Origin of the sequence: Actinobacillus succinogenes 130Z, from assembly GCF_000017245.1 — a bacterium.
In the GTDB taxonomy this organism is placed as follows: Bacteria; Pseudomonadota; Gammaproteobacteria; order Enterobacterales; family Pasteurellaceae; genus Exercitatus; species Exercitatus succinogenes.
The window spans coordinates 1,240,829-1,264,835 of sequence record NC_009655.1 but is presented as its reverse complement, the minus strand read 5'-3'; the positions used below and the strand labels follow the sequence as shown (position 1 = coordinate 1,264,835).

Here is a 24,007-nt window from a genome sequence, read left to right as displayed (position 1 = left end):
ATCCCGATCATTCGAAATCGGGCGAATGTATTCGTCCGACGAACCTTAAAAAACATTTCGTTTTCCGACCGCACTTTGAGTGGTTTGGTGTTTTAAGTTGTTCGAATTAAGATGATTGGAATGCGGACAGAACGGTCGGAGTGCTTTTTTGTTTGGCTTGCCATAAATCATAATCCGCTTGTTGATGTAACCAACTTTCCGGGCTCGGGCTGTTTTCCCCCAGCCACGCATGCAGGCGCAATGCCATATCTGCACTGATTCCGGCTTTCCCGTTTAACAGGCGCGAAAGTGTCACGCGATTCACCCCTAATTGTTTTGCCGCTTCGGTTACGCTCAATCCTAATTCCGGCAGAATATCCTCCCGAATAATTGCCGCAGGATGAGGAGGCGGGTTAAACATATCCATTATTTTCTCCTAATGATAATCTTGATAATCGACAATTTCGGCATGCCCCATTTCAAATCGGAATGTTACTCGCCAATTTCCATTGACTTTCACTGCCCAACAGCCGGATAAATTCCCAATTAACGGATGTAATTACCAACCCGGAATATTCATATCCTGTACCGATTTTGAACTGTTTAAACGCGCTAAAATACGTTTTAATTTCGCCGCATGACTATTAATAATTCCGGCAGTCGATCCCGTTTTATAAAATCGCTCCAATCCTTTGTGTTTGAAAGAAATAATCATGACTTGATTTCCGTTAAATTGTAGCGCCAACCGCTACAAACATCAATTATTATTTAGACACAGTTTAATATAATTATGAAAAACAAACGGAAGATTTAGTTTAATTCCGGAATAGCGTTCACAATATATTCATTGCAGGGAATTCCTTGATAGCGCGCGTCTCCCGACGCGTACTTGAATCATGAAAAAGGCACGCGTCGGGAGACGCGCGCCAGCAGGCGAATGCGATTCGCCCTTATTGCGATAAAAACAAAAACCCGATCCTAAGATCGGGTTTTTTATTCGCTTAACTAATCCTAAGATTAGAAGAATACGCGTAAACCGACACCGTAGATGTTGTCTTTGTCGGTTTCTGCGTTGTCGTATTTAGTATTTACACGTTCATACATTGCGTATGTGATGACGTTTTTGTGTAATTTGTAATCCACACCGACTTGGTAACGGTTTGCGATTTCTTCTGTGTTACCAGTTGCTTCAGAACGAACGTCTAAACGTTCCCATTGTGCAAATACCGCTGAAGGTTCGGAGAATTGATAACGGGCATCAACCATTGCATAACGACCTTTAGTGCCCGCATCAGTACGACGACCGGTTACTACTTCAGTATAAGCATCGCTTACTTCATTTTTATATTGACCGTAGTTCAACGCTAAATAAAACGGACCGTAAGTGTAGCTACCGTGTAATAACCATGCTTTGTTCTTACCTACGGAATCATTTGAATAGGCAATATCATCATAGTTATCTTGTGTATAACCCGCGGCAAATTCTAAACCGTGATTTTCGGCAAAGTCATAATGATAGAATGCTGTGACACCATAACCGTTTTTATATTCAACATACTCACCAACATAACGATCTACATCAGTATTGCTGTGACCGAATAAGTAGTCTGCACCGAAGCTGAAACCGTTCCATTCCGCTGATTTGAATTTCACGGATTTATCTGAACGGGTAGTCAAAATGTTATATGCACCGGAACGGTAGTAGGTTGCATCCTGCAATACGTCATCCGCTGTGGTTTGTTGACGACCGAATGCCAAACGACCTACATCTTGATGTGCCAAACCGGCATATAATTCACGAGTACTCGGATTATCAAAATCACTATCGGAACCTTTGTTCACGTTAGTTGCATTACCATCTTCAGTAAAACGAATTTGATAACCGGCGAATGCGGATAAACCGTTACCTAAATCTTGACTCGCTTTAACGATAATACGGGAACCGTCGTTTACTAAATCGCTACGACCTTCACCGGTTTTACCCAAGAAAGTACGGAATGAACCGCTTAATTCAACTTTCGCACCGTCCTGTTCATAAACAACGGCGGCGTTTGCTGTGCTTGCCACTGCAGCTGCAGCGACTGCTAATGCTACTAATGTCTTTTTCATAATTTAATTCCTTATCAGAATTTATTTTTTACAACTTCTATTGAACTTTCCGAAACCGGAAAAGTCAAATGCGCTTAAACTTTAAGCTGCTCGGATATTGCCAAAAATCATGTGCATATGTCAATCAATAATGCACAAATAATTTTCATTTTTCTGATCGAGATCACATTTTTTGCAGATTTTTGATTGTTTTTTGTACAACATTGACCGACGAAGCGATTCAGCAAAGGTAAAAAAGAGAATAAACGTTCGATTGAGTATAAAAACCCAAAACTCGGTGTTTTTTGTCGGATCGAGATTATGCTGCCCAAACAGTTGTTGTTAATGCCGGAAAAGCAACCCGGTTTGATCACCGAACTGCAAGCGTTGTAGAATAGATGTCGATTCAGGCTAAATTAAATAATTAAACCGGAGGAATAACTATGCAGAATTTTAATTATTTTACACCGACCCAAATTATTTTCGGCAAAGACACCGAACAACAAGCGGGCGAACTGATTAAAGCTCAACATTGCCGTAAAGTTTTAATTCATTACGGCGGCCAAAGCGCAAAAAAATCCGGTTTGCTGGATCGCATTAAAGCCTCACTCGACAACGCCGGCATCGCTTATACGGAACTGGGCGGCGTAGTGCCGAATCCGCTGTTATCCTTGGTTTATCAAGGTATTGATTTGTGCAAAAAAGAAGGTGTGGATTTCATCCTTGCAGTCGGCGGCGGCAGCGTAATCGATTCCGCCAAAGCCATTGCTTACGGCGTCGCCGAACCGGACAAAGACGTCTGGGAACTGTACGACCGCAAACGTCAGGCCGCCGCCTGTTTGCCGGTCGCCACCGTTTTAACCATTGCCGCCGCCGGCAGCGAAATGAGTCCGAGTTCCGTGATTACCAAAGATGAAGGCGGAATCAAACGCGGTTACAGCAGCGATTTATCCCGGCCGAAATTCTCCATTTTAAATCCCGAACTCACCATGACATTGCCGCAATATCAAACCGCCAGCGGCAACGCGGATATTCTAATGCACACGATGGAACGTTATTTCACACCGAACTCCACCATGGAAATCACGGATTCCATTGCGGAAAGTCTATTAAAAACCGTCATGAAAAATGCGCAGATTCTGGCCAAAGATCCGCAAAATTACGAAGTCCGCGCAGAAATTATGTGGAGCGGCAGTTTATCTCACAACGGCTTAACCGGTTGCGGCGGCGGGCACGGCGATTGGGCGACCCATATGCTGGAACACGAATTGAGCGGCTTATTCGGTGTGACCCACGGTGCGGGATTGGCGGCGATTTGGGGGCATTGGGCAAGATATGTTTACAAAGACGCACTACCGCGTTTCGAACGTTTCGCCCTGCAAGTGATGGAGGTAACAGCGGCTGAAAATGCCGAACAAACCGCTTTAAAAGGCATTGAAGCCATGGAAGACTTTTTCCGTAGCATCGACATGCCGACCAATCTGTCCGAATTAGGTGTAAACGCCAATGCGGAACAGATTGCCGAAATGGCGAAAAAATGCGCTATCGCCACAAACGGCTGCGCCGGTGCCGTTAAGCCGTTATACGAGCAGGATATGATCGCCATTTACACGGCGGCACAAAAAGCGTAGTTAAATTTTTTCTCTACCGCGACTCCATCCTATTATCTTGTGTAAACATCCATTTCGACTAAAAGGTGATCGCTTGAGCGATCACCAAATTCAATGATGAAATCAGAAATCCCGTTTTAAGATTTCAAACGCTCAAATCCCGCTTTTAAATCCGCAATTAATTCATCCGCATCTTCGAAACCGATATGCACGCGGATTAACGTGCCGGTTAAAGTGCGGTCGATATTCGGGCGGATTTTTTGGATTTCTTCCGGTTGGTTGTATAAAATCAGGCTTTCGAAACCGCCCCAGGAATAGGCCATAGAGAACAGTTTGAAGTGATCCATAAACGCGGAAAGCCGCGCGTGATTTAATTTTTCGTTTAATTCGAACGAGAATAAACCGGCGGAACCGCTGAAATCGCGCATGAAAAATTCATGTCCCGGGCAACTCGGCAAGGCGGGGTGATAAACCGCTTTCACTTCCGGTTGTTGGGCAAGCCATTTCGCCACTTTAATTCCGCTTTCGGTGTGTTGTTTGAAACGCACGGCAAGGGAACGAATGCCGCGCGCGGTGGTATAAGCGCTGTCGGCGTCCGCCATTTGCCCCATTAAATAGGAATTTTCCCGTAACTGTTCCCAGCAACGGGCATTGGATACGGCGGTGCCAATCATCACATCGGAATGACCCACCAGATATTTGGTGCCCGCCTGAATGGAAATATCAACGCCGTGTTCCAGCGCTTTAAACAGAATACCGCCCGCCCAGGTGTTATCAATCATGATTACGATTTCAGGGTTCTTTTGGCGCACCGCTTTGACGATACTCGGCACATCGGGCACTTCAAAGGTGAGCGAACTCGGGCTTTCCAAAAACAACACTTTGGTGTTGGAGCGCACCAGTTCTGCGATTTTCACGCCGTCCAGCGGGTCGTAATAAGTCGTGGTCACATTCATTTTGCTCAGGATTTTGTTGCAGAAATCCTGCGTCGGTTCGTAAGCGGCGCCTGTCATCAATACGTTATCACCGGCTTGTACAAAGGCTAAAATAGCATTCGTCACCGCCGCCGCACCGCAAGGATAAAGATAACAACCTGCGCCGCCTTCCATTTCGCACATTAAATCCTGCAGGGCAAAGTGGGTTAACGTGCCGCGACGACCGTAAAACAACGCCTGTTTGGCGCGGTTGACGGTAGCCTGTTTCTTTTGCGCCAGATTTTCAAATACTAAAGAAGACGCCCGTTGCACCACGGGATTCACCGCGCCCTGACTGACGCGTTTACTACGGCCTGCGTGCACTAAAATGGTGGCTAACGACTGTTTTTCCGACATAATAACTTCCTGTTCGATATAATTGATTAATTTAATAGATAAAACCGACTGTAAAAGTGCGGTCGATTTTTTTACAATTTTCCCGTTGATTTTGCACGCTAATTTAAATCGTTGCAAAAAATTTTTCCCTCAATCCATTTTAGGAGATTAAACATGGTATTAGTAACCCGTCAAGCACCGGATTTTACCTCCGCCGCCGTTTTAGGCAACGGCGAAATCGTTGAAAACTTCAACTTCAAACAACATATTGCCGGTAAACCTGCGGTCATTTTCTTCTATCCGTTAGATTTTACTTTCGTTTGTCCGTCCGAATTAATCGCATTCGATCACCGCTATGCGGAATTCCAAAAACGCGGCGTAGAAGTGGTCGGCGTGTCTATCGATTCCCAATACAGTCACAATGCATGGCGTAACACGCCGGTTGACCAAGGCGGTATCGGTCCGGTTAAATACGCATTAGCGGCCGACACCAAACACGAAATCGCTAAAGCATACGGTATCGAACACCCTGAAGCGGGCGTAGCGTTACGCGCTTCATTCTTAATCGACGCCAACGGCGTGGTTCGTCACCAAGTAGTGAACGATTTACCGTTAGGCCGTAACATCGACGAAATGTTACGTATGGTTGACGCTTTACAATTCCACGAAGAACACGGCGAAGTTTGCCCTGCCCAATGGGAAAAAGGCAAAGAAGGGATGAAAGACAACCCTGAAGGCGTAGCGAAATACTTAAAACAAAACGCTGATCAGCTTTAATCGAAAAATTTTCATCGGCTATTTAATGATTATCAGGAACGTTTCAAGCCACACATTTGTGTGGCTTTTTTGTTATTCCGAATCCGCCAAGGCTTGCAATAATACCGGAATATGACTATGTCGCACGTCCTTCACGGCGGTCAGCAACGTGATGTGCGAATGGCGTTTTTCCAACCGCTTCAATTCCGCCAAAGCCTGTCGCTGTGCCGCATTAGTTAATTCCGATCGATAACGCAACACGAATTCGGGGTAATTTTGCTGCGGGTTTTCATGATAAAACCGGCGCAGTTCACGGCTGGGGCAAACTTCTTTCAACCACCGGCAACGGGAAAATTTTTCTTTTGTCACGCCGCGCGGATAAAGCCGATCCACAAATACGGCGCACTCCTGTTCCGTCGGCTTGAAATCATAAATACGCTGCACCTTAAACATTACGCTTCTCCTCAGGGTTCGTTTATCTCGTATAAACAAACCCGAATCCCCATGATAAAAACGACAAAAAATCCGACCGCACTTTTACCGTTCCGGTTGCACCGAAACGCGGCGGTTTTCCGCGGTTTCCGGTTCCAAATCCAGTTTAGCCATCAGTAATTGGTCGCGGTCTTCTTCCGCGTTACCGGTTACCAATAACTTATCGCCGTAGAAGATGGAATTTGCCCCCGCCATAAAACACATCGCCTGCATTTCTTCCGACATACCCTGGCGACCGGCGGATAATCGCACATAGCTTTTCGGCATAGTAATACGGGCGACGGCTATGGTGCGGACGAATTCCGTCCAGTCCAGTTCTTCCGCATCCGCTAAAGGCGTGCCGTCCACTTTCACCAATTGGTTAATCGGGACGGATTCCGGTTGAGGATCCAAATTGGCCAGGCTGGCGATAAAACCGGCTCGTTCCTTTCGGTTTTCGTTCATACCGATAATTCCGCCGCAACAGACTTTCAATCCCGCTTTACGTACTTTTCCCAAGGTACTCAAACGATCCTCAAAACCTCTGGTGCCGATAACTTTCTTATAATGCTCCGGCGAAGTATCGATATTATGGTTGTAATAATCCAGACCCGCCTCTTTCAGATTTTCCGCCATACCGTCTTCCAATAAACCGAAAGTACCGCACGTTTCCAGTCCCAGGTCTTTCACCGCTTTGACAATTTCGGTTATTTTGCCGATGTCTTTCGGTTTAGGTCCGCGCCATGCCGCACCCATACAAAAACGGCTCGCACCGCGGGATTTGGCGATTTTGGCTTTTTCCACAATATCTTCCACTTCTAATAATGCCTGCTTCTGTACGCCGGTTCGGTAACGGGCGGATTGCGGGCAATACCCGCAGTCTTCCGGACAGCCGCCGGTTTTAATGGACATTAGCGTCGAAAGCTGAACCGCTTGCGGATTAAAATGCTCGCGATGTACGATTGCCGCGCGATGAACCAATTCCAAAAACGGCGTTTCGAACAACGCCTCTACTTTACAAACCGACCAATATTGCGCCTGAGGATGCGGTGTATTCGAATAAAGTTGTAATGTTGTTTCCATTGTTATTCCTTACCATAAACGGTATTTGTCTGCATAAACGTAACGGAACCCGCTTTTACCGTTAGAATGCGGTCTATCCGTCCTTTTAATTCATTCGGTTGGTGAGTGACGATTAGCATGGTCAGCTGTTTCTCCGTACAAAGCCGATCCAATAAATCCAGCATTTCCGACCGCAAACCGGGGTCCAGCGACGAAAAAGGCTCGTCCAGTAACAAAATAGGCTTATCCCGCAACAAACAGCGCGCCAATGCCACCCGTTGTTTCTGCCCGCCGGAAAGTGCGCTGGGTTTTCGCCTTAAAAATGCCGCCAAACCGACCGCACTTGCCGCTTGTTGCACCCGCTGTCGTTCCTGTTCGTTCAGTTTTAAATCGGGTTTTAAGCCCAGCGCAATATTTTGTTCCACAGTAAAATGAGGAAACACATTGTTTTCCTGAAACAGCATCGAAACCGGACGCTGATGGGGCTCGCACCGGGTTTGATTTTCGCCGTTCAACCAAATTTCGCCGGATTCCGGCAATTCGAAGCCGGCAATTAAATTTAATAACGTAGACTTTCCCGCCCCGCTGGCACCGATGACGGCGATTTTTTCCTGCGCACGCACGTGCAAATCAAACCGCATTGTCATATCTTGATAGCGGAAGACGACCTGTTTTAATTTAATCATATTGCTTTTCTACTGCCAAAAATAAACCGAAACACACTAATAACAGTACCAACGCCGTGACAGAGGCTTCATCACCGCGATAACTGCCGAGCTGTTGATACAGTAAATACGGCAGCGAGGTGAAATCCTGTCCGCCGAATAAGGCGATAGCGGTGAAATCGCCTAAAGATAATGCCGTCGCCAGCGCGAAAGCATATTTCATCGATGGCGCCAGATTTTGCCATTCAATCAGGCGGAAACGCTGCCAACCGCGAATGCCCAGCGACTGACACAGATTTTCGTAATATTGCATGTTGTTGTTCATGGGCACCGCCAGAATACGAATCGCAAAAGGCAGTGCGGTTAAAGCGTTACACAGCACTACTACGACAAATAAATGCGCCGTGCCGAAATCCAGCCTTTGCAGCTGCAAAAACAAACCGACCGCCAACACCAGCATCGGCACCGCCAGAATCAGCATGCCGCCGTTCATTAAAAGACGGGCCAAAAACGGTAGTTTCAACCAGTTTAAGCGACGCACGAGCTGCAAAAGTGCGACCGCCATCAATAACGAAAGAAAAGCGGAAGACGGTGCAATGGTAAAGGAATAGCCCATGGCCCGCCACAGTTGCGGATTCTGCCACGCACTGAAAAACTGTTGAGAAAACAACGCGCCGGCGACGATATTTCCCAGCGGCAAAACAATAAAAACGGTAGCGACGACAATCACCAAAATCTGCAAAAATCCGACCGCACTTGATTGCTGCGCAAACCATAATTCCCGCTGGGACAGCTGTCCTTCCGGTATTTTGCCCGCCAAATTACCGATACCGAACAGCAGTAAACCAAACACAATCTGCAACGAAGCGTACAACGCCGCCCCGGCAAGATCAAAATCAAAGATTATCGCTTGGTAAACCGCCACTTCCAGCGTACTGTATTGCGGTCCGCCGCCGAGCGTCAGTACGATGGCGAAACTGGTAAAACACAACATGAAAATCAATACCGAAGCGGGAAAAAACTGCTGTCGCAAATACGGCAGTTCAATCAACCGGACAAACTGCCAACCGCGAATACCGAGCTGAGCCGCCAGTTGCCGCTGTTGATTAGGAATAGCCTGGTAACTTTGCAAAAACAAACGCGCCGCCAAAGGCAGATTAAAAAACAAATGAGCGATTAAAATGCCCGGTAAGCCGTAAATATCCGGTTGCCAGTTCAAATGGAAAAAACGGGCTGTCTGCGCCAGCCAGCCCGACCCGCCGTATACGCCCAACAAACCGAACACCGCAACCAGCGACGGCAACACGAAAGTCAGTGAAAACAATCGCAGTAAAACCGTCTTGCCGCGAAAAAGGCGATAAAAAAACGCACGGGCGAAAAGAACGCCGAAAATGACCGATAATAATGCGGACAATCCCGACTGCATAAAACTGAACCACAATATCCGTTTCAAATAGGCATCCTGCCATAAATTCTGCCATACCTGCCGCAACGGCGTGTCGCCCGCAGAATACACGGCATTCAGGCTGCCGCCGTAAAGCACAAGCAAAAAGGCGAAGACACAAATACCGCCCGCATAATGGCGCGGACGCAATCGGCTTAACCGGCGTAATTTCAGAGGAAGAACGTTCATTAACGGCTCAGCTCCGTTTGCCAGATTTCAATCCATTGTTTCACTGTGGCATCCGTCGGTACGGATAAAGTTTGTTTAGTCGGATTGGCGTTTAACGTTTCCGCCTTTAATTGATCAAAGTGCGGTTCGATCGGCGCGGAAATTGACGATAGCATAACGTTTTTCGGAATAATGATTTTTTGCGCTTCGGCGGAAAGCAAAAAGTCAATAAATTCGTCGGCACACACGTGATTTTTTCCGGCGATTTTGGCCACCGTATCAAACTGGTACGGGTTGCCGTCACCGAATCGGGCGGCGGCATACCGATCCTGTTTGTCTTTCAACAAATGATAAAGCGGCGAAGTATTATGGCTGAATACCATATCCGCTTCTCCCTTCAGAAAGGCGCCGTAAGTCTCCGTCCAGCCTTTGCCTACCGTCACCGTATGTTTCGCCAGCGTTCGCCATGCCTCGGTAATCCGTTGCGGCGGATAAACGACGTTCATCCAGCCTATAAAACCGCGTCCCATACTACTGGTACGCGGGTCCTGATAGATCACGCGCAAATCCTGCCGTTCCACCAGTTCTTTCAGGCTTTCGGGCGGATTTTTCAGTTTGTTTTTATCGTAAATGAAGGCAAATTGTCCGAATTCGTAAGGAATAAAGGTTTGGTTCGTCCATCTGACCGGCAAGGAAAGTGCGGTCAAATTTACCGCAGTTTTGGCAAATAATCCGGTTTTTTCCGCCGCGTCGAACTGAAAATTATCCAGCCCGATCACTACATCGGCTTTGGTCTTTTTACCTTCCAGACGCAGGCGGTTCAGCATGGTGTTACGTCCGTCGAATACCCGGTAATCCAGCCGACAGCGGGGGTGTACCTGTTCGAATAATGCCTTCACTTCGGCACCCGGTCCCCAATCGGCACCGAAAAATTCTTCCGTATAAACCTGCAGCGGCGCATTCGCCGCCGCACTATTGATTACGGAAAATGAAAAAACGGAAAGCAGAGAAAAAATGATATGTTTTTTAAGCATGAAAAATCCTTTGACAAACGTTTTGCAAGCAAAGGGAACTTAAGTGCGGTCAAATTTCGGACTGTTTTACAACAAATTGACGTTTCTCAATTCCCTACGCAGATATTAGGATCCGTTTATTTTTCATAAATAGCCCTAATCTGTTCAGGTTCTACGAGTATTTTCTCAGCTTGTCCGGCTGTCGCCGCGATAAGCACCCCGATGAGAACCTGCTGAGTGTAAAACTTCGTTTGCCGATACGCAAGCGAATAATCCGTTTGCAGTGCCGGGATTTTGCTTCTAAAATCACGAATCGCGACAGGAGAAAAACATGCTAACCATTTTACGTAAAATTTCAAACCGTCTGTTTCGTCCGGCGATTAACAAACGGTTGCGGCGACGGTTGAAAAATCACCGCATGTCGGTGATTGCCGGTAACTGCAACGGCGCACTGATTCTGCACGATTTACAGCAACAATTCCGCTCGCCGTTTGTGAATCTGTATCTGGAACCGGCGGATTTCATTCGTTATCTGCAAAATCCCCGTCATTATCAGCAGGCGGAATTGGTTTTCGAACAAACGGATAAACCTTATCCCGTAGCGAAACTGGACGATATCCGGCTATATTTCGTTCATTATCATTGCGAACGGGAAGCGCGGGAAAAATGGCTGAGTCGTTCGTCCCGCATTAATTGGGACAATCTGTTTGTGATGACGACGGATCGCGACGGTTGTACCGAACAAAACATCGCAGATTTCGATGCGTTACCCTATCCGAACAAAGTGATTTTCACGCACAAGGCATATCCGCAATTTACCTCCGCTTATTATATTCGCGGATTTGAAAATCAATCGGAAGTGGGTGATTTGTTCGAGTTCTCCGGCTGGTTCGGTAAAAAATACTACGACCAATTCGATTATGTGGCATGGTTTAACGGAAATGACGGTTAAAGCGATGACAAAATTACTGCAATTTTAATGAAAAACGCATAGAATAGCCTGCAAGTTTGCACGGCGGGCAATTTCTTGCTAAAGTGCGGTTCGATTACGCTTGGATCTGCTTATTTTTGATAATTTCATAAGCGGTTGCGTCCGAAACAGCCGCAGGTTAGACATAAAAGCCGTGAACGGCAGCCCCATTAACACATTTAGGAAATAAAAAATGAGCCAAGAATATCTGGATTTTGAATTACCTATTGCCGAATTAGAAGCGAAAATTGAATCCCTTCGCGCGGTTTCCGGCGACGATAACGAAATTAACCTGGATGACGAAATCAAACGCCTACAGAAAAAAAGCGAGGAATTGACTAAAAAAACGTTCGCCAATCTCGACGCATGGCAGATTTCCCGTATGGCTCGCCATCCGAACCGTCCTTATACGCTGGATTACATTCAACACATTTTCACCGAATTCGAAGAGCTGGCGGGTGATCGCGCCTTTGCCGACGATAAAGCTATTGTGGGCGGATTAGCGCGACTAGACGGCCGCCCGGTAATGGTTATCGGACACCAGAAAGGTCGCACCACCAAAGAAAAGGTACTGCGTAATTTCGGCATGCCGGCGCCGGAAGGTTATCGCAAAGCCTTACGTTTAATGGAAATGGCGGAACGTTTCAAACTGCCGATTATCACCTTTATCGATACGCCGGGAGCGTATCCCGGCGTAGGTGCGGAAGAACGCGGACAGGCGGAGGCCATCGCGCGTAACCTGCGTGAAATGTCTACTTTAAGCGTGCCGGTAATCTGTACCGTAATCGGCGAAGGCGGTTCCGGCGGCGCACTGGCTATCGGCGTAGGCGATAAAGTCAATATGTTGCAGTATTCCACTTATTCCGTTATTTCGCCGGAAGGTTGCGCATCCATTTTATGGAAAAGCGCGGAAAAAGCGTCCACTGCGGCGGAAGTTATGGGCTTAACCGCCGAACGTTTGAAAGAACTGGACTTAATCGACAATATTGTGACGGAACCTTTAGGCGGCGCACATCGCAATTACGCGGAAACGGCACAAAATTTAAAAGCCCGTTTATTGACCGATTTAGAGGATTTAGACGTACTGGACAAAGACGACCTGCTCGATCGTCGTTACCAGCGTCTGATGTCTTACGGTTACTGTTAATTTCTCTTGATTTCGGGTTTCGGTGGGACAAATGTTCCGCCGTTTTTTATCCGTATATTTAACGGGCTGACAAGCCTATGCTATCTATGGAGACAGCTTGATGAAAAACGTTTTATCCATTCAATCCCATGTCGTTTTCGGTTATGCCGGTAACAAATCGTCCACCTTCCCGATGCAGTTAAGCGGTATTGATGTGTGGGCGTTAAATACCGTGCAATTTTCCAACCATACTCAATACGGAAAATGGACGGGAATGGTGGTTCCCCATCAACAAATTCCTGAAATCGCCGACGGTATTGACGCCATCGGCGAACTGAAAAATTGCGATGCGGTACTTTCCGGCTATATCGGTTCCGCCGATCAAGTGGCGGAAATCGTGAAAGTCTCTCATCTGGTTAAAACCCGTAACGCCGCTGCCCTTTATCTATGCGACCCGGTGATGGGCAGCGCGGAAAAAGGTTGCGTAGTCGCAGACGGCGTACGTGAAGGCTTAATCGACATCGCCTTGCCGCAGGCGGATATTATTACCCCTAATCTGTTGGAGCTGCGCGAATTAAGCGGACTTCGAGCGGAAAATTTCGAACAGGCGGTTATCGCCGCACAGCATTTGCTGACCAAAGGACCGAAAACCGTGATCGTGAAGCATTTGGGTTCCGCCGGTAAGTATCCCGGCAAATTCGATATGTTACTGGCAAACCGAGAAGGCGTTTGGTGTTTATCCCGTCCGCTTTATCCTTTTGCAAAAGATCCGGTGGGAGTCGGCGATTTAATTGCCGGACTGTTCTTAGCCAATCTGCTGAACGGCAAATCCGAACCGGAAGCCTTTGAATTAACGGGTAATGCCGTGAATGACGTGATGGAAATCACTCACAAACTGAATTCCTACGAATTGCAGTTAATTGAAGCCCGCCACGCGATTATGGCGCCTCAAAACCGATACAAAGCGGAAAAAATCGCTTAATCTTTTTAATCCGGCTGCTCTGCAGCTCACAAGAGAGCCCCTGAGGGGCTCCGGCTAATTAACCTGATACCGGGGAAATTTAGCTTAACTGACCGGCAGCGGGCAATTTGTCCGCCGTTTTTCGATTTTCTATTCTCATCGCTCGCAGGTTAATGTTATGAGTTTACTGTCCGAATTCCAAGCGCAACTGCAGCATTCCCGTTACCTGATCGCATTCAGCGGCGGTGCCGATTCCACCGCTTTGCTGGCGTTATTTGCAAAATCCCGGCAAAACCGACCGCACTTACAATTACGCGCCATTCATATCCACCACGGGCTCAATGTCGCGGCGAACGACTGGGCGGCGCACTGCCGACGGATTTGTGAAAAACTGGAAGTTCCGTTAATTATCGAACGGGTGGAAATCAACAAAAAAAGCGGCATAGAACAAGGCGCGCGTGAAGCCCGTTACGCAGCGATTCGCTGTCACCGGCACGCCGATGAAATCGTAGCTACCGCCCATCATTTGCAGGATCAAACGGAAACCTTCCTCCTTGCGTTAAAACGAGGCAGCGGTATTAAAGGACTGGGCGCGATGCAACGGGAAAGCCGTTTATACGGTATGCCGATTTTCCGTCCGCTACTGCCCTTCGGCAAAACCGAACTGGAAAACTATTTGCGTGCGCAATCACTGGACTGGATTGAAGACGACAGCAACGCCGATAACCGTTATGATCGCAATTTTCTGCGTAATCGGATTCTGCCGGTATTGCGCCGTCGCTGGACGGATTTTGATCTCGCCGTCAGCCGTTCCGCTCAGCATTGTTATGAACAGGAACGGCTCATTCGGGAATTGTTAACGCCGGCATTCGAAAAAAACTATCGTAAAACCGACCGCACTTTTGCGCTTTCGGACTTCGCCGGGTACAGCCCGAACAAGCAAAACGCTTTATTGCGTATGTGGCTAACGGCGTGTCGTGTGCCGATGCCGGAAAAAATGCAATTGGCGCAACTGATTCGGGATGTGGTTTTTGCCAAGCCCGACGCCGTTCCTCAATTCGTTTTGGGCGAACAAGTCATTCGCCGCTATCAAAACCGACTGTATCTGACGCCGCATTATGCCGATGTGACGGATTTCCGCGCACGGCTTACGGTTAATAAAACGGTCGAACTGCCCGATAATTTGGGGCGATTACATCTGATTAAAAATACAAAAAATCTGACCGCACTTTGGCAATACGAAGACTGGCAATATTCTGCGGATTTCCCCCTCGGCGAACAGCAAATCAGCGTAGGATTCGGTTACGCCGGCAAAGTGAAATTGCATGCCCGGGATATGAGTCGGGATATAAAGAAAGTCTGGCAGAAATACGCCGTACCGCCTTGGCGGCGCACCCGCATTCCGTTAATTTTTGTGGACGGGAAACTGAAAAGTGCGGTCGGTTTTTTCGATGTTTTTTAACCGTTCCCCGACCGCCGCGCCGGTATGCCGTATCAGAGAAATTTCCGTCTAACCTCTTTTTCCCAATCTTGATGACGATCGTACTGGTGCACGATGCAGGCTTTAGAACCGTCCGCCAATAACAGTTCATGGGCTGAATTAAAGGTCAAATTCTCATAATTAAATAAGCCCACCGTGGAAATCACGGAATTCAGCGGAAGACAGCGCACCACCCGGGAAAAACGGTTCCCATAAAGCAGGCGGTTATGAATGCCTTGATCATAATTGGATTTCGCCATAACGGTATAAGGCAACTGCAAAAATTCGTCCAGCATGATATGCAAATAATTTACCACGGATTGATAATCGCCGAGGGTGACGCCGGCACAACAAATCGGATTCGAACTAATCTCCGCCAGCACGTTTTCACCGTACACATCACGCAACCAACTATTGCTGTAACTATCATGTTTCAACGCAACTGCCGGATTTTCGATTCCCAAATATAATCCCTTTTGAATCTGCCGGAACGGATGTTGCTGGAAATACACATCGCGTGTATCCGTCAACATCGCAAATTCCGTTTCCGGCGATGATTCCAAACATGCCAGAAATTCAAAAAAGCGGGAAACGTGAGGATACGCGAATTTTTTCAATAACTCGGCTTTCTTCCGACGATCGGTACGATATAGGCGCTCAAACAGTCGATTAATCAACGGTTTAAAAGTTCGATACCAACGCATACGACGCGCCAGTCCAATTCGGCTGACCCGATAAACAAGCTCGAAACCGAAGGACGAAGACGGATAGAACCGTTGATATTCGGCGAGATCGGATTCGTAAACCAACAAAATAACTTTACCTTTAAACTGCGCAAGGTTCAGACTTTTCAGAAAAATTTCCACCCGCTCGGGTTTATATCCCGTCGCCCCGCCGATAATAATGCCGTTATTGATGTCCATTCATGACGTCCTTTTATTCCGTTCCGTTATTCCGGTTCACCATTCGGGTCGGACGGATTACGTTATCCTTGTTAATTTCCGCTACGCCGAGAAATAAATTCTCCGCTGAAAACAACCGCACTTGTCCGTAAATATTTTCCTCATTATTAAAACGAATACGTTGTCCGAATCCCACGGCTTTGGTTTGTTGTTCGTTTAAAACAAGGGGCGGTAATTTGGATACGGCACTGTCCGTCGGCAGCAAAAGAGCGTCGAGACGGCTTAAATCCGCCGATTCCGCAAGCTGTTGCAGCGCTTCCCAAGTCAGCATTTTTTCCGCCGGATAATCGGAAACCGCGGTGCGCCGCAACATGACGACATGGGCGCCGCAACCGAGATGTTCGCCCAAATCATCAATCAAAGTTCGAATGTAAGTGCCTTTGGAACAATGCACTTCCAGCGTTAAAAACGGGGCGTTGTAGTCAATAAATTTCAGTTCGAAAATCGTAATCGGACGCGCTTGCCGCTGCACGGTAACCCCTGCGCGGGCATATTCATAAAGCGGTTTGCCTTGATGTTTAAGCGCGGAAAACATGGTCGGCACCTGCATTAAATCTCCGCGAAAATGCGGAAGTGCGGTCAGAATTTCAGTTAAATTCACATTCACGGCACGGGTTTGCACCAACTGCCCTTCCGCATCGGAGGTATCCGTCCGTTCGCCCAGTTTCGCCGTCACCAGATACCGTTTATCCGCATCCAGCAGGAACTGGGAAAATTTCGTCGCTTCGCCCAAACAAATCGGCAGCATTCCCGTGGCAAGCGGGTCTAACGCGCCCGTGTGTCCCGCTTTGTTCGCCTGAAAAAGGCGCTTCACCTTCTGCATAATATCATTGCTCGACATGCCCGGCGGCTTATCCAGCAAAAATACGCCATGGATGTCACGCCCTCTTTTCTTTGGTCGTCTGCCCATTATTCGCTGTCTTCCGCCACATGTTTCGCTTCGTCGTTTTTAATTACGTTCGACACCAGATTCGACATCCGCATGCCTTCTACCAAAGACTGGTCGTAAACGAAACGCAACTCGGGCACGATACGCAAACGCATGGCTTTGCCCAAAAGACTGCGAATATAAGGTGCGGCTTTTTCCAGACCTTTCATTCCCTGTTTAATCGCTTCCGGATCGTTATCAAATAAAAACGTCACAAAAATTTTAGCGTAAGCCAAATCTCTGGAAACTTCTACGTCGGACACCGTCACCATACCGATACGCGGGTCTTTCACCTCACGCTGCAAAATCACCGCCACTTCTTTTTGTAACTCTTGGGCGACACGGTCAGAACGCTTAAATTCTCTTGCCATTTTATATCCTAAATTATTTACAAGGACAGATTTTATACCTATCCCGGGTAATGACACAGGACAGGCATAAAGCCTGTCCCTATAAAATGCGGTCAAATTTGACCGCACTTTTTCTTCAATAATTAAATCGAACGTTTCACTTCGACGACTTCGAAAACTTCGATTTGGTCGCCGACTTTGACGTCGTTGTAGTTTTTCACGCCGATACCGCATTCCATGCCGTTACGTACTTCGTTTACATCGTCTTTAAAGCGGCGGAGGGATTCCAATTCGCCTTCGAAGATCACCACATTATCACGTAATACACGGATTGGGTTGTTACGTTTCACTATGCCTTCCGTCACCATACAACCGGCGATAGCACCGAATTTCGGATGGCGGAATATGTCGCGCACTTCGGCCAAGCCGATAATTTCCTGTTTGAATTCAGGCTGCAGCATACCGCTCATGGCGGCTTTGATTTCGTTGAGCAATTCGTAAATAATCGAATAATAACGTAGATCGATATTTTCATTTTCAATCACACGACGTGCCGAAGCATCCGCGCGAACGTTGAAACCGACCATAATCGCGTTGGAGGCCGCAGCTAAAGTCGCATCCGTTTCCGTAATACCGCCCACGCCGGAACCGACCACTTTCACTTTCACTTCTTCCGTTGACAGTTCTTGTAACGACTGAACGATTGCTTCCACCGAACCTTGAACGTCGGCTTTTACGATAACGTTCAATTCCGCTACATCGCCTTCGCTCATATTGCTGAACATATTCTCCAGTTTCGCTTTTTGTTGGCGTGCAAGTTTCACTTCGCGGAATTTACCTTGGCGGTATAACGCCACTTCGCGGGCTTTTTTCTCGTCGCGTACTACGGTGGCTTCGTCACCTGCCGCCGGCACCCCGGAAAGACCAAGCACTTCCACCGGAATAGACGGACCGGCTTCGTTAATGTCTTTACCGTCTTCATCGCGCATTGCGCGTACACGTCCGAATTCGAAACCGCAAAGTACGATGTCGCCGCGTTTCAACGTACCGGACTGAACTAAGATAGTTGCAACCGGACCACGACCTTTATCCAGATAAGATTCAATTACGACGCCGCTTGCCATACCGTCTTTTACGGCAGTCAGTTCAAGCACTTCGGATTGTAACAGAATGGCGTCAAGCAGGTCGTCCACGCCGCTCCCTTTCTTAGCGGAAACATATACGAACTGAACGTCACCGCCGAATTTTTCCGCCACAACGTCATATTGCAATAATTCTTGTTCGACGCGTTCCGGATTCGCTTCCGGTTTATCGATTTTGTTCACCGCAACCACAATCGGCACTCCCGCCGCTCTTGCGTGTTGGATCGCTTCGATAGTTTGCGGCATGACGCCGTCATCCGCCGCTACGACCAATACCACGATATCCGTCGCTTTCGCACCGCGCGCGCGCATTGAGGTAAACGCCGCGTGTCCCGGCGTATCTAAGAAAGTAATTATTTTACCCTTGGTTTCAACATGGTATGCACCGATATGCTGGGTAATACCGCCGGCTTCGCCCGCCGCCACTTTCGCTTTTCGAATATAGTCAAGTAATGATGTTTTACCGTGATCTACGTGTCCCATAATGGTTACCACCGGTGCGCGTTGTACTTTTTCGGCATTCACATCACGATCTTCCAACACCGATTCTTCCAGTTCGTTTTCTTTGCGCAGAATCACTTTATGCCCCAATTCTTCCGCCACCAATTGTGCGGTTTCTTGATCGAGCACTTGGTTGATGGTTACCATTTCTCCCATTTTCATCATGGTTTTGATGATTTCCGTTGCTTTTATCGCCATTTTATTGGCTAATTCCGCTACGGTAATGGTTTCGCCGATCACCACATCGCTTTTCGTAACTTGTGCCGGTTTGGTAAAAGCCTGTTGCAGGGTACTGCCCCGTTTGCCTTGTTTGCTTTGTTTACCTTTTCCTCTCATATCTTTCTGATTACGGCGATCCGCACTGCGTTCGTCTTTCGACCCGTTATCGTCACGACCGCCTTTTTTAGCCTTGGTAACTTTATTTTTACCTGTACGGATATGATTTTCACGGCGACGGTTGTCTTCGTCCTCCGCTTCCCGGGCATAGCTTGAAGTTAAATGGTAATCGGAAAAATCATCGGAATCATTATGATGTTCAACGGTATCCTTTGCCGCTTCGGCATAACGTTTCGCGTCTTCCGCCGCTTTACGAGCCTGTTCTTCCGCTTTTTGACGGGCTAACTCGTCCGCCTTACGGCGCAGCTCCGCTTCTTCCGCTTTACGTTTTTCTTTTTCAGGATCCGCCGCTTTTGCCACCGTACTGTTTTCCGGTTTTGCTTCGGCTTTCGTCGGTTTTGCTGCTTTTTCCCGGACTTTCGCAGCCGTCGCTTTTTCCTGTTCGGCTTTTTCGGCTTCCGCTTTGGCTTTTGCTTCCGCTTCTTCTTGTGCTTTTAATTTTGCCGCTTCCGCCGCTTTAATCGCAGCCTCGGTATCGATTTTCCGGGATTTTCGCACTTCAACCTGAACCGCTTTCGCTTTACCGCCTGCTGTGGTTGCGCTTACCGTCGTTTTTTCACGGCGTTTCAAACTCAGTTTTTTTGGTGCGTTTTCCGCATTTTGTTCTTTTTCTGTCATATTCTGCTCCTATTACTCACCAAACCAACAGATATTACGCGCCGCCATAATTAAGTCCGCCGCCTTCTCTGCGCTTAATTCTTCAATGTCCGCCAAATCGTCGACACCTTGTTCGGCAAGTTCTTCCAGGGTGGTAATCTGTTTTTCCGCCAGTTTGAATGCAAGGTGCCGTTCCATACCTTCCAGATTCAATAAGCGATCTTCAATCTGTGCGTTTTCCAACGCTTTTTCTTCCGCTAAGGCTGCCGCCGTGATAGCGTCTTTCGCGCGTGTTTGCAGTTCTTCTACGAGATCTTCATCTTCAAGACCGTCAATCGCCGTTAACTCGCTCACCGATACATATGCCAGCTCCTCTAATTTGGTGAAACCTTCGTCCACCAGGATTTGTGCGAAATCTTCGTCGATTTCAAGTGCGGTCATAAACAGATTCAAAATTTTGTTATCTTCCGCCTGATGCTTTTGCGCTAATTCTTCGGTGGTCATTACATTTAATGTCCAACCGGTTAATTGGGTGGCCAGGCGAACATTTTGTCCGTTACGACCGATAGCCTGTGCCAAATTACTCGCTTCTACCGCAATATCCATGGAATGATTATCTTCATCCACTACGATGGAACTCACATCCGCCGGTGCCATGGCGTTAATTACATATTGCGCCGGATTCTCGTCCCACAGCACGATGTCCACACGTTCGCCGCCAAGTTCATTAGTAATGGATTGTACACGGGAACCGCGCATACCGACGCAGGCTCCCACAGGATCGATACGTTTATCGCTGGATTTCACCGCAATTTTCGCACGAGAGCCGGCATCACGGGCAGAACCTTTGATTTCGATAATCTGTTCGCCGATTTCCGGCACTTCCAGGCGGAACAATTCCTCTAGCATAATCGGTTTGGAACGGGTAACGAACAATTGCGCCCCTTTGCTTTCCGGACTGACTTTGTAAAGCACACCGCGTACACGGTCGCCCGGACGGAAGTTTTCACGCGGAATCATATCTTCACGGGCAATCACGGCTTCGGCTTTTGCCGGATCTTCTTTATTGCCGAGCAACTCAAGAACGATACTTTCGCGATTTACTTTTTTCACCGTGCCGATGACAATCTTTCCTTCCTCACTGAGGAATTGTTCTACCACTTTACTGCGTTCCGCATCACGGATTTTGGTGCTGATCACCTGGCGGGCAGTTTGCATGGTAATACGGTCGAACGCTACGGATTCGATTTGATCTTCAACAACATCGCCCAGCTGAATGGCGGGATCATCCAAACGCGCCGCTTCCAGAGTAATTTCGCGGGTCGGGTTAACCACTTCCTCCACTACGGTCCAGCGGCGGAAAGTATCGAATTCCCCGGTTTTCGGATCAATCGCCACGCGAACATCAATTTCTGAAGGCTTATCCACACCTAAACGTTCTTGTTTTTGAGCATGCTTTTTCTTCGTTGAAAGTGCAATCGCCGCTTCCAGCGCTTCGAAAATAACTTCTTTTGGCAGCGCTTTCTCGTTTGACACGGCTTCCGCCGCTAATAAAATTTCTTTACTCATCTATTTAATTACCTAGTTATCAATGATTAAAATTTCGGAATGATATTGGCTTTCTGAATATTGCCGAACACAAAAACCTGCGGTTGCCCGTCAACCGTTAGCGTCACCGTATCATTTTCGATTTTTTCCAATTTGCCCTGCCATTTACGGCGATCGGATACCGGAATACGTAAATGAATCGTAATGTCTTCTCCGATAAAACGTTCGTACTGCGACAAAGTAAACAACGGACGATCCAGTCCCGGAGAGGATACTTCCAGATTATATTTATCAGTAATCGGGTCTTCTACATCCAGAATTGCACTCACCTGACGGCTGACATCCGCACAATCGTCTACGGATACCCCGCCTTCTTTATCGATAAACAAACGTACCGTCATAAAACGGCCGGCGCGCTGACATTCGATGCCCCAAAGTTCGCATCCCAAATCTTCTACCGAACCCTGTAGCATCTCTTGTAAATTTTGTTCTAATGTTGCCATTTATTCTCCATAAGATGAGCTTGCCGGCTCATCACCAAATCCCATAAAAGTGCGGTCGGTTTTTGCCGTACTTTCCGCTACGAAAACGCCGCTATACGCGGTTTCAGCTAAATTTCAAACACAAAAAAAGCGCTTAATGCGCCCAGTGAAATTTTCCTAAATTTTACGTACAAAAAAACCCAAATTTGAAATTTGGGTTTCACTGAACCTTTATTTCCTTCCCAATCCGCTGAGAAGTGGTTGCGGGGGCCGGATTTGAACCAACGACCTTCGGGTTATGAGCCCGACGAGCTACCAAGCTGCTCCACCCCGCGTCCGAAATATGGGGCGTATTATACATAAAATTTAGGTCATAGCAAGTTTTTATTACTTTTTTGTTAAAAATTTATACCGGTACCGATTCCGACACCCGCACCGCTGTTATTGGCGCCGAATCCGCCGAATATCGAACACCCGGACAAAAGTGCGGTCAAAAGAAACACTAAAATTGCTTTTTTCATCGATTTTTCCTAAATTAACGGAAAAGTATGATTAACTTTTTACGAAGTGAATAGCGGATTTTATCTATTTATGCCATCCGAAACGCTTCGTTACCACAAAATGAGACTCAAATATGACAAAATTGCTCCGTCTGCTTTTCATCAGTTTATGCTGTTTTCCGCTATTTGCCCAGGCTTTTTCCATCAGCGAGGAAGAAATTAACGCGTATCTGGCTAAAAAATCCGATATTAGCGATAAAGTCGGCTTTCCGGGTCTCTTTTCCCTTGATTATAAATTGCAGGATCTGGCGACTAAGATCGGTCAAAACGATAAAGATCGAGTAGAAATCAGCGGTATCGTTGACGGTATTCTCGGCATTCAGCAAAAACAAATGGCAGGTAAGCTGGCGATGACTATTGATACCATCCCCTATTATGATGCGGAGCAAGGTTCCGTTTATTTGAAAGACATCCGAATTTTAAAATGGTCCGGCGAGCCGGATAGTTACATGCAGCAACTACAGGGCGTTATGCCGTTTATCAGTCAAAGTGTCGCCGCATTAATGAGCACGATTCCGATTTATACATTGGACGACACCAAACCGCGCGATGCGTTAATCAAGAAATTCGCCAAAGGAATCCGGGTGGAAAAAGGACGTTTGGCATTGGATGCCGGCGTCCTATAAGAAGCAAGAAACGATAAACTCAGTCAAAATCAGATATTATTTAGCCAGTAGCGTTTGAATATGACGCAGTTGCTCGGTATTCGTTAAGAATTTCCCCACATCCTGCGTTTCCGGCTTATGAATGTAAGGAATACATCCCAGCAACGGTGCCGCAATTTTACTGCTGAGCACATCAATGATTTCCGCATAATGACTGAGCCCCGGATTGATGCGGTTTGCAATCCAACCTAATACCGGTAATCCCATTTTTTCGACGGATTGTACGGTCAACAAAGCATGATTAATACAGCCTTCTTTAATCCCCACCGCCACAATCACCGGCATGTTGTGCTTCACTACCCAATCTGCAAATGTAAACCGTTCGTTCATCGGACTTAACCAGCCGAAAGAACCTTCCACCGCCACGACATCATAAGTCGCCGCTAATCGCGCTAAATCGCGATCGACTTTTTCTAATTTAATGCGCCCTTTCTCCGCCGTAATCATAGGAACGGTCTGTAAAAAAGTATAACTGTTAATATCGCGATAAGACACATTTTCTTTTGTGGAATTTTGCAGAATCAGTACGTCACGGTTGTCTTCATCGCCATAATCGTTTTTCGGATCATCCAGCGAATCCGCATAAACGGGTTCATCCTGCCCGCTGGCGATAGGTTTAAAACCGACAATTTGCGTATCCATTTCCTGCAGTGCCTGAATAATCGCACGACTACAAATGGTTTTTCCCACACCTGTATCAGTTCCGGTCACAAAAAAAGTACGCATATTTCCCCCTAAATTTATAGGGCGTTAATTTTACGTGATTTGATCAG

The 24,007-nt window shown here is 47.2% G+C and carries 23 protein-coding genes, 1 tRNA gene and 1 pseudogene; 7 read left to right on the top strand and 18 right to left on the bottom strand.

Annotation, left to right across the window (positions count from 1 at the left end; translation table 11 throughout):
• Positions 1 to 106: 106 nt before the first annotated feature.
• The 3 genes and pseudogenes from ASUC_RS05985 to ASUC_RS05975 all read right to left on the bottom strand — a co-directional run bounded on the left by ASUC_RS05985 (position 107) and on the right by ASUC_RS05975 (position 2,088).
• Positions 107 to 406 (bottom strand): HigA family addiction module antitoxin, encoded by a 300-nt coding sequence (locus ASUC_RS05985; RefSeq protein WP_012072881.1) that lies wholly within the window; start codon positions 404 to 406, stop codon positions 107 to 109.
• 9 nt (positions 407 to 415) lie between these two features.
• Positions 416 to 694, bottom strand: a pseudogene (locus tag ASUC_RS05980) (type II toxin-antitoxin system RelE/ParE family toxin).
• 302 nt (positions 695 to 996) lie between these two features.
• Entirely contained in the window at positions 997 to 2,088 is a 1,092-nt protein-coding gene (locus ASUC_RS05975) for a porin (protein WP_012072880.1), read from the bottom strand.
• Between the two features lie 422 nt (positions 2,089 to 2,510).
• Here ASUC_RS05975 and ASUC_RS05970 point away from each other — a divergent pair, with 422 nt between their 5' ends.
• Complete coding sequence (locus ASUC_RS05970; protein ID WP_012072879.1) at positions 2,511 to 3,698, top strand: iron-containing alcohol dehydrogenase; 1,188 nt, start codon at positions 2,511 to 2,513, stop codon at positions 3,696 to 3,698.
• A 116-nt stretch (positions 3,699 to 3,814) separates the two neighbouring features.
• Here ASUC_RS05970 and metC read toward each other — a convergent pair whose 3' ends face one another.
• Positions 3,815 to 5,008: a cystathionine beta-lyase gene (metC, locus tag ASUC_RS05965; RefSeq protein WP_012072878.1), complete on the bottom strand. Its 1,194-nt coding sequence runs from the start codon at positions 5,006 to 5,008 to the stop codon at positions 3,815 to 3,817.
• 153 nt (positions 5,009 to 5,161) lie between these two features.
• Here metC and ASUC_RS05960 point away from each other — a divergent pair, with 153 nt between their 5' ends.
• On the top strand, positions 5,162 to 5,764 hold the full coding sequence (locus ASUC_RS05960; RefSeq protein WP_012072877.1) for a peroxiredoxin C: 603 nt from the start codon (positions 5,162 to 5,164) through the stop codon (positions 5,762 to 5,764).
• A gap of 72 nt (positions 5,765 to 5,836) precedes the next feature.
• On the opposite strand, the gene ASUC_RS05955 is transcribed toward ASUC_RS05960, so the two are convergent.
• From ASUC_RS05955 to thiB, 5 genes are all read right to left on the bottom strand, one after another.
• Positions 5,837 to 6,196 (bottom strand): DUF488 domain-containing protein, encoded by a 360-nt coding sequence (locus ASUC_RS05955; protein WP_012072876.1) that lies wholly within the window; start codon positions 6,194 to 6,196, stop codon positions 5,837 to 5,839.
• Positions 6,197 to 6,280: 84 nt separating this feature from the next.
• On the bottom strand, positions 6,281 to 7,297 hold the full coding sequence (gene bioB, locus ASUC_RS05950) for a biotin synthase BioB (RefSeq protein ID WP_012072875.1): 1,017 nt from the start codon (positions 7,295 to 7,297) through the stop codon (positions 6,281 to 6,283).
• A 2-nt stretch (positions 7,298 to 7,299) separates the two neighbouring features.
• Positions 7,300 to 7,962: a thiamine ABC transporter ATP-binding protein gene (gene thiQ / locus ASUC_RS05945; RefSeq protein ID WP_012072874.1), complete on the bottom strand. Its 663-nt coding sequence runs from the start codon at positions 7,960 to 7,962 to the stop codon at positions 7,300 to 7,302.
• Positions 7,955 to 9,574 (bottom strand): thiamine/thiamine pyrophosphate ABC transporter permease ThiP, encoded by a 1,620-nt coding sequence (gene thiP / locus ASUC_RS05940; protein ID WP_012072873.1) that lies wholly within the window; start codon positions 9,572 to 9,574, stop codon positions 7,955 to 7,957. Before thiP ends, thiQ begins: the two co-directional genes overlap by 8 nt.
• Positions 9,574 to 10,587: a thiamine ABC transporter substrate binding subunit gene (gene thiB / locus ASUC_RS05935; RefSeq protein WP_012072872.1), complete on the bottom strand. Its 1,014-nt coding sequence runs from the start codon at positions 10,585 to 10,587 to the stop codon at positions 9,574 to 9,576. The genes thiP and thiB overlap by 1 nt, the downstream gene beginning before the upstream one ends.
• 310 nt (positions 10,588 to 10,897) lie before the next feature.
• On the opposite strand from thiB, the gene ASUC_RS05930 reads away from it, so the two are divergent.
• The 4 genes from ASUC_RS05930 to tilS all read left to right on the top strand — a co-directional run bounded on the left by ASUC_RS05930 (position 10,898) and on the right by tilS (position 15,085).
• Positions 10,898 to 11,518: a DUF1919 domain-containing protein gene (locus ASUC_RS05930; protein WP_012072871.1), complete on the top strand. Its 621-nt coding sequence runs from the start codon at positions 10,898 to 10,900 to the stop codon at positions 11,516 to 11,518.
• A 211-nt stretch (positions 11,519 to 11,729) separates the two neighbouring features.
• Positions 11,730 to 12,683, top strand: coding sequence for an acetyl-CoA carboxylase carboxyl transferase subunit alpha (accA, locus tag ASUC_RS05925; RefSeq protein ID WP_012072870.1), 954 nt, complete (start codon positions 11,730 to 11,732; stop codon positions 12,681 to 12,683).
• Between the two features lie 100 nt (positions 12,684 to 12,783).
• Positions 12,784 to 13,644 carry a pyridoxal kinase PdxY gene (gene pdxY, locus ASUC_RS05920; RefSeq protein WP_012072869.1) on the top strand — a complete coding sequence of 287 codons (861 nt, stop codon included), beginning with the start codon at positions 12,784 to 12,786 and terminating at the stop codon, positions 13,642 to 13,644.
• Between the two features lie 157 nt (positions 13,645 to 13,801).
• Entirely contained in the window at positions 13,802 to 15,085 is a 1,284-nt protein-coding gene (tilS, locus tag ASUC_RS05915; RefSeq protein ID WP_012072868.1) for a tRNA lysidine(34) synthetase TilS, read from the top strand.
• A 32-nt stretch (positions 15,086 to 15,117) separates the two neighbouring features.
• Here the strand turns inward: tilS and ASUC_RS05910 are convergent, their stop codons facing one another.
• From ASUC_RS05910 to ASUC_RS11240, 8 genes are all read right to left on the bottom strand, one after another.
• Positions 15,118 to 16,026 carry a hypothetical protein gene (locus ASUC_RS05910; protein ID WP_012072867.1) on the bottom strand — a complete coding sequence of 303 codons (909 nt, stop codon included), beginning with the start codon at positions 16,024 to 16,026 and terminating at the stop codon, positions 15,118 to 15,120.
• A gap of 13 nt (positions 16,027 to 16,039) precedes the next feature.
• Positions 16,040 to 16,975 carry a tRNA pseudouridine(55) synthase TruB gene (gene truB / locus ASUC_RS05905; protein WP_012072866.1) on the bottom strand — a complete coding sequence of 312 codons (936 nt, stop codon included), beginning with the start codon at positions 16,973 to 16,975 and terminating at the stop codon, positions 16,040 to 16,042.
• Positions 16,975 to 17,364: a 30S ribosome-binding factor RbfA gene (rbfA, locus tag ASUC_RS05900; protein ID WP_012072865.1), complete on the bottom strand. Its 390-nt coding sequence runs from the start codon at positions 17,362 to 17,364 to the stop codon at positions 16,975 to 16,977. Before rbfA ends, truB begins: the two co-directional genes overlap by 1 nt.
• Before the next feature lie 122 nt (positions 17,365 to 17,486).
• Positions 17,487 to 20,000 (bottom strand): translation initiation factor IF-2, encoded by a 2,514-nt coding sequence (infB, locus tag ASUC_RS05895; protein WP_012072864.1) that lies wholly within the window; start codon positions 19,998 to 20,000, stop codon positions 17,487 to 17,489.
• Positions 20,001 to 20,012: 12 nt separating this feature from the next.
• Positions 20,013 to 21,548, bottom strand: a complete 1,536-nt coding sequence (gene nusA, locus ASUC_RS05890) for a transcription termination factor NusA (RefSeq protein ID WP_012072863.1) — start codon at positions 21,546 to 21,548, stop codon at positions 20,013 to 20,015.
• 26 nt (positions 21,549 to 21,574) lie between these two features.
• Positions 21,575 to 22,030, bottom strand: coding sequence for a ribosome maturation factor RimP (gene rimP, locus ASUC_RS05885; protein ID WP_012072862.1), 456 nt, complete (start codon positions 22,028 to 22,030; stop codon positions 21,575 to 21,577).
• 237 nt (positions 22,031 to 22,267) lie between these two features.
• Positions 22,268 to 22,344 (bottom strand) — tRNA-Met (locus ASUC_RS05880).
• A 63-nt stretch (positions 22,345 to 22,407) separates the two neighbouring features.
• Positions 22,408 to 22,530: a lipoprotein gene (locus ASUC_RS11240; RefSeq protein WP_156770516.1), complete on the bottom strand. Its 123-nt coding sequence runs from the start codon at positions 22,528 to 22,530 to the stop codon at positions 22,408 to 22,410.
• Between the two features lie 113 nt (positions 22,531 to 22,643).
• On the opposite strand from ASUC_RS11240, the gene ASUC_RS05875 reads away from it, so the two are divergent.
• Complete coding sequence (locus ASUC_RS05875) at positions 22,644 to 23,195, top strand: DUF1439 domain-containing protein (RefSeq protein WP_012072861.1); 552 nt, start codon at positions 22,644 to 22,646, stop codon at positions 23,193 to 23,195.
• Between the two features lie 36 nt (positions 23,196 to 23,231).
• Here the strand turns inward: ASUC_RS05875 and bioD are convergent, their stop codons facing one another.
• The gene (gene bioD, locus ASUC_RS05870; RefSeq protein ID WP_012072860.1) at positions 23,232 to 23,960 is read right to left on the bottom strand and encodes a dethiobiotin synthase; all 729 of its coding nucleotides are present in this window, start codon (positions 23,958 to 23,960) and stop codon (positions 23,232 to 23,234) included.
• Positions 23,961 to 24,007: the final 47 nt, after the last annotated feature.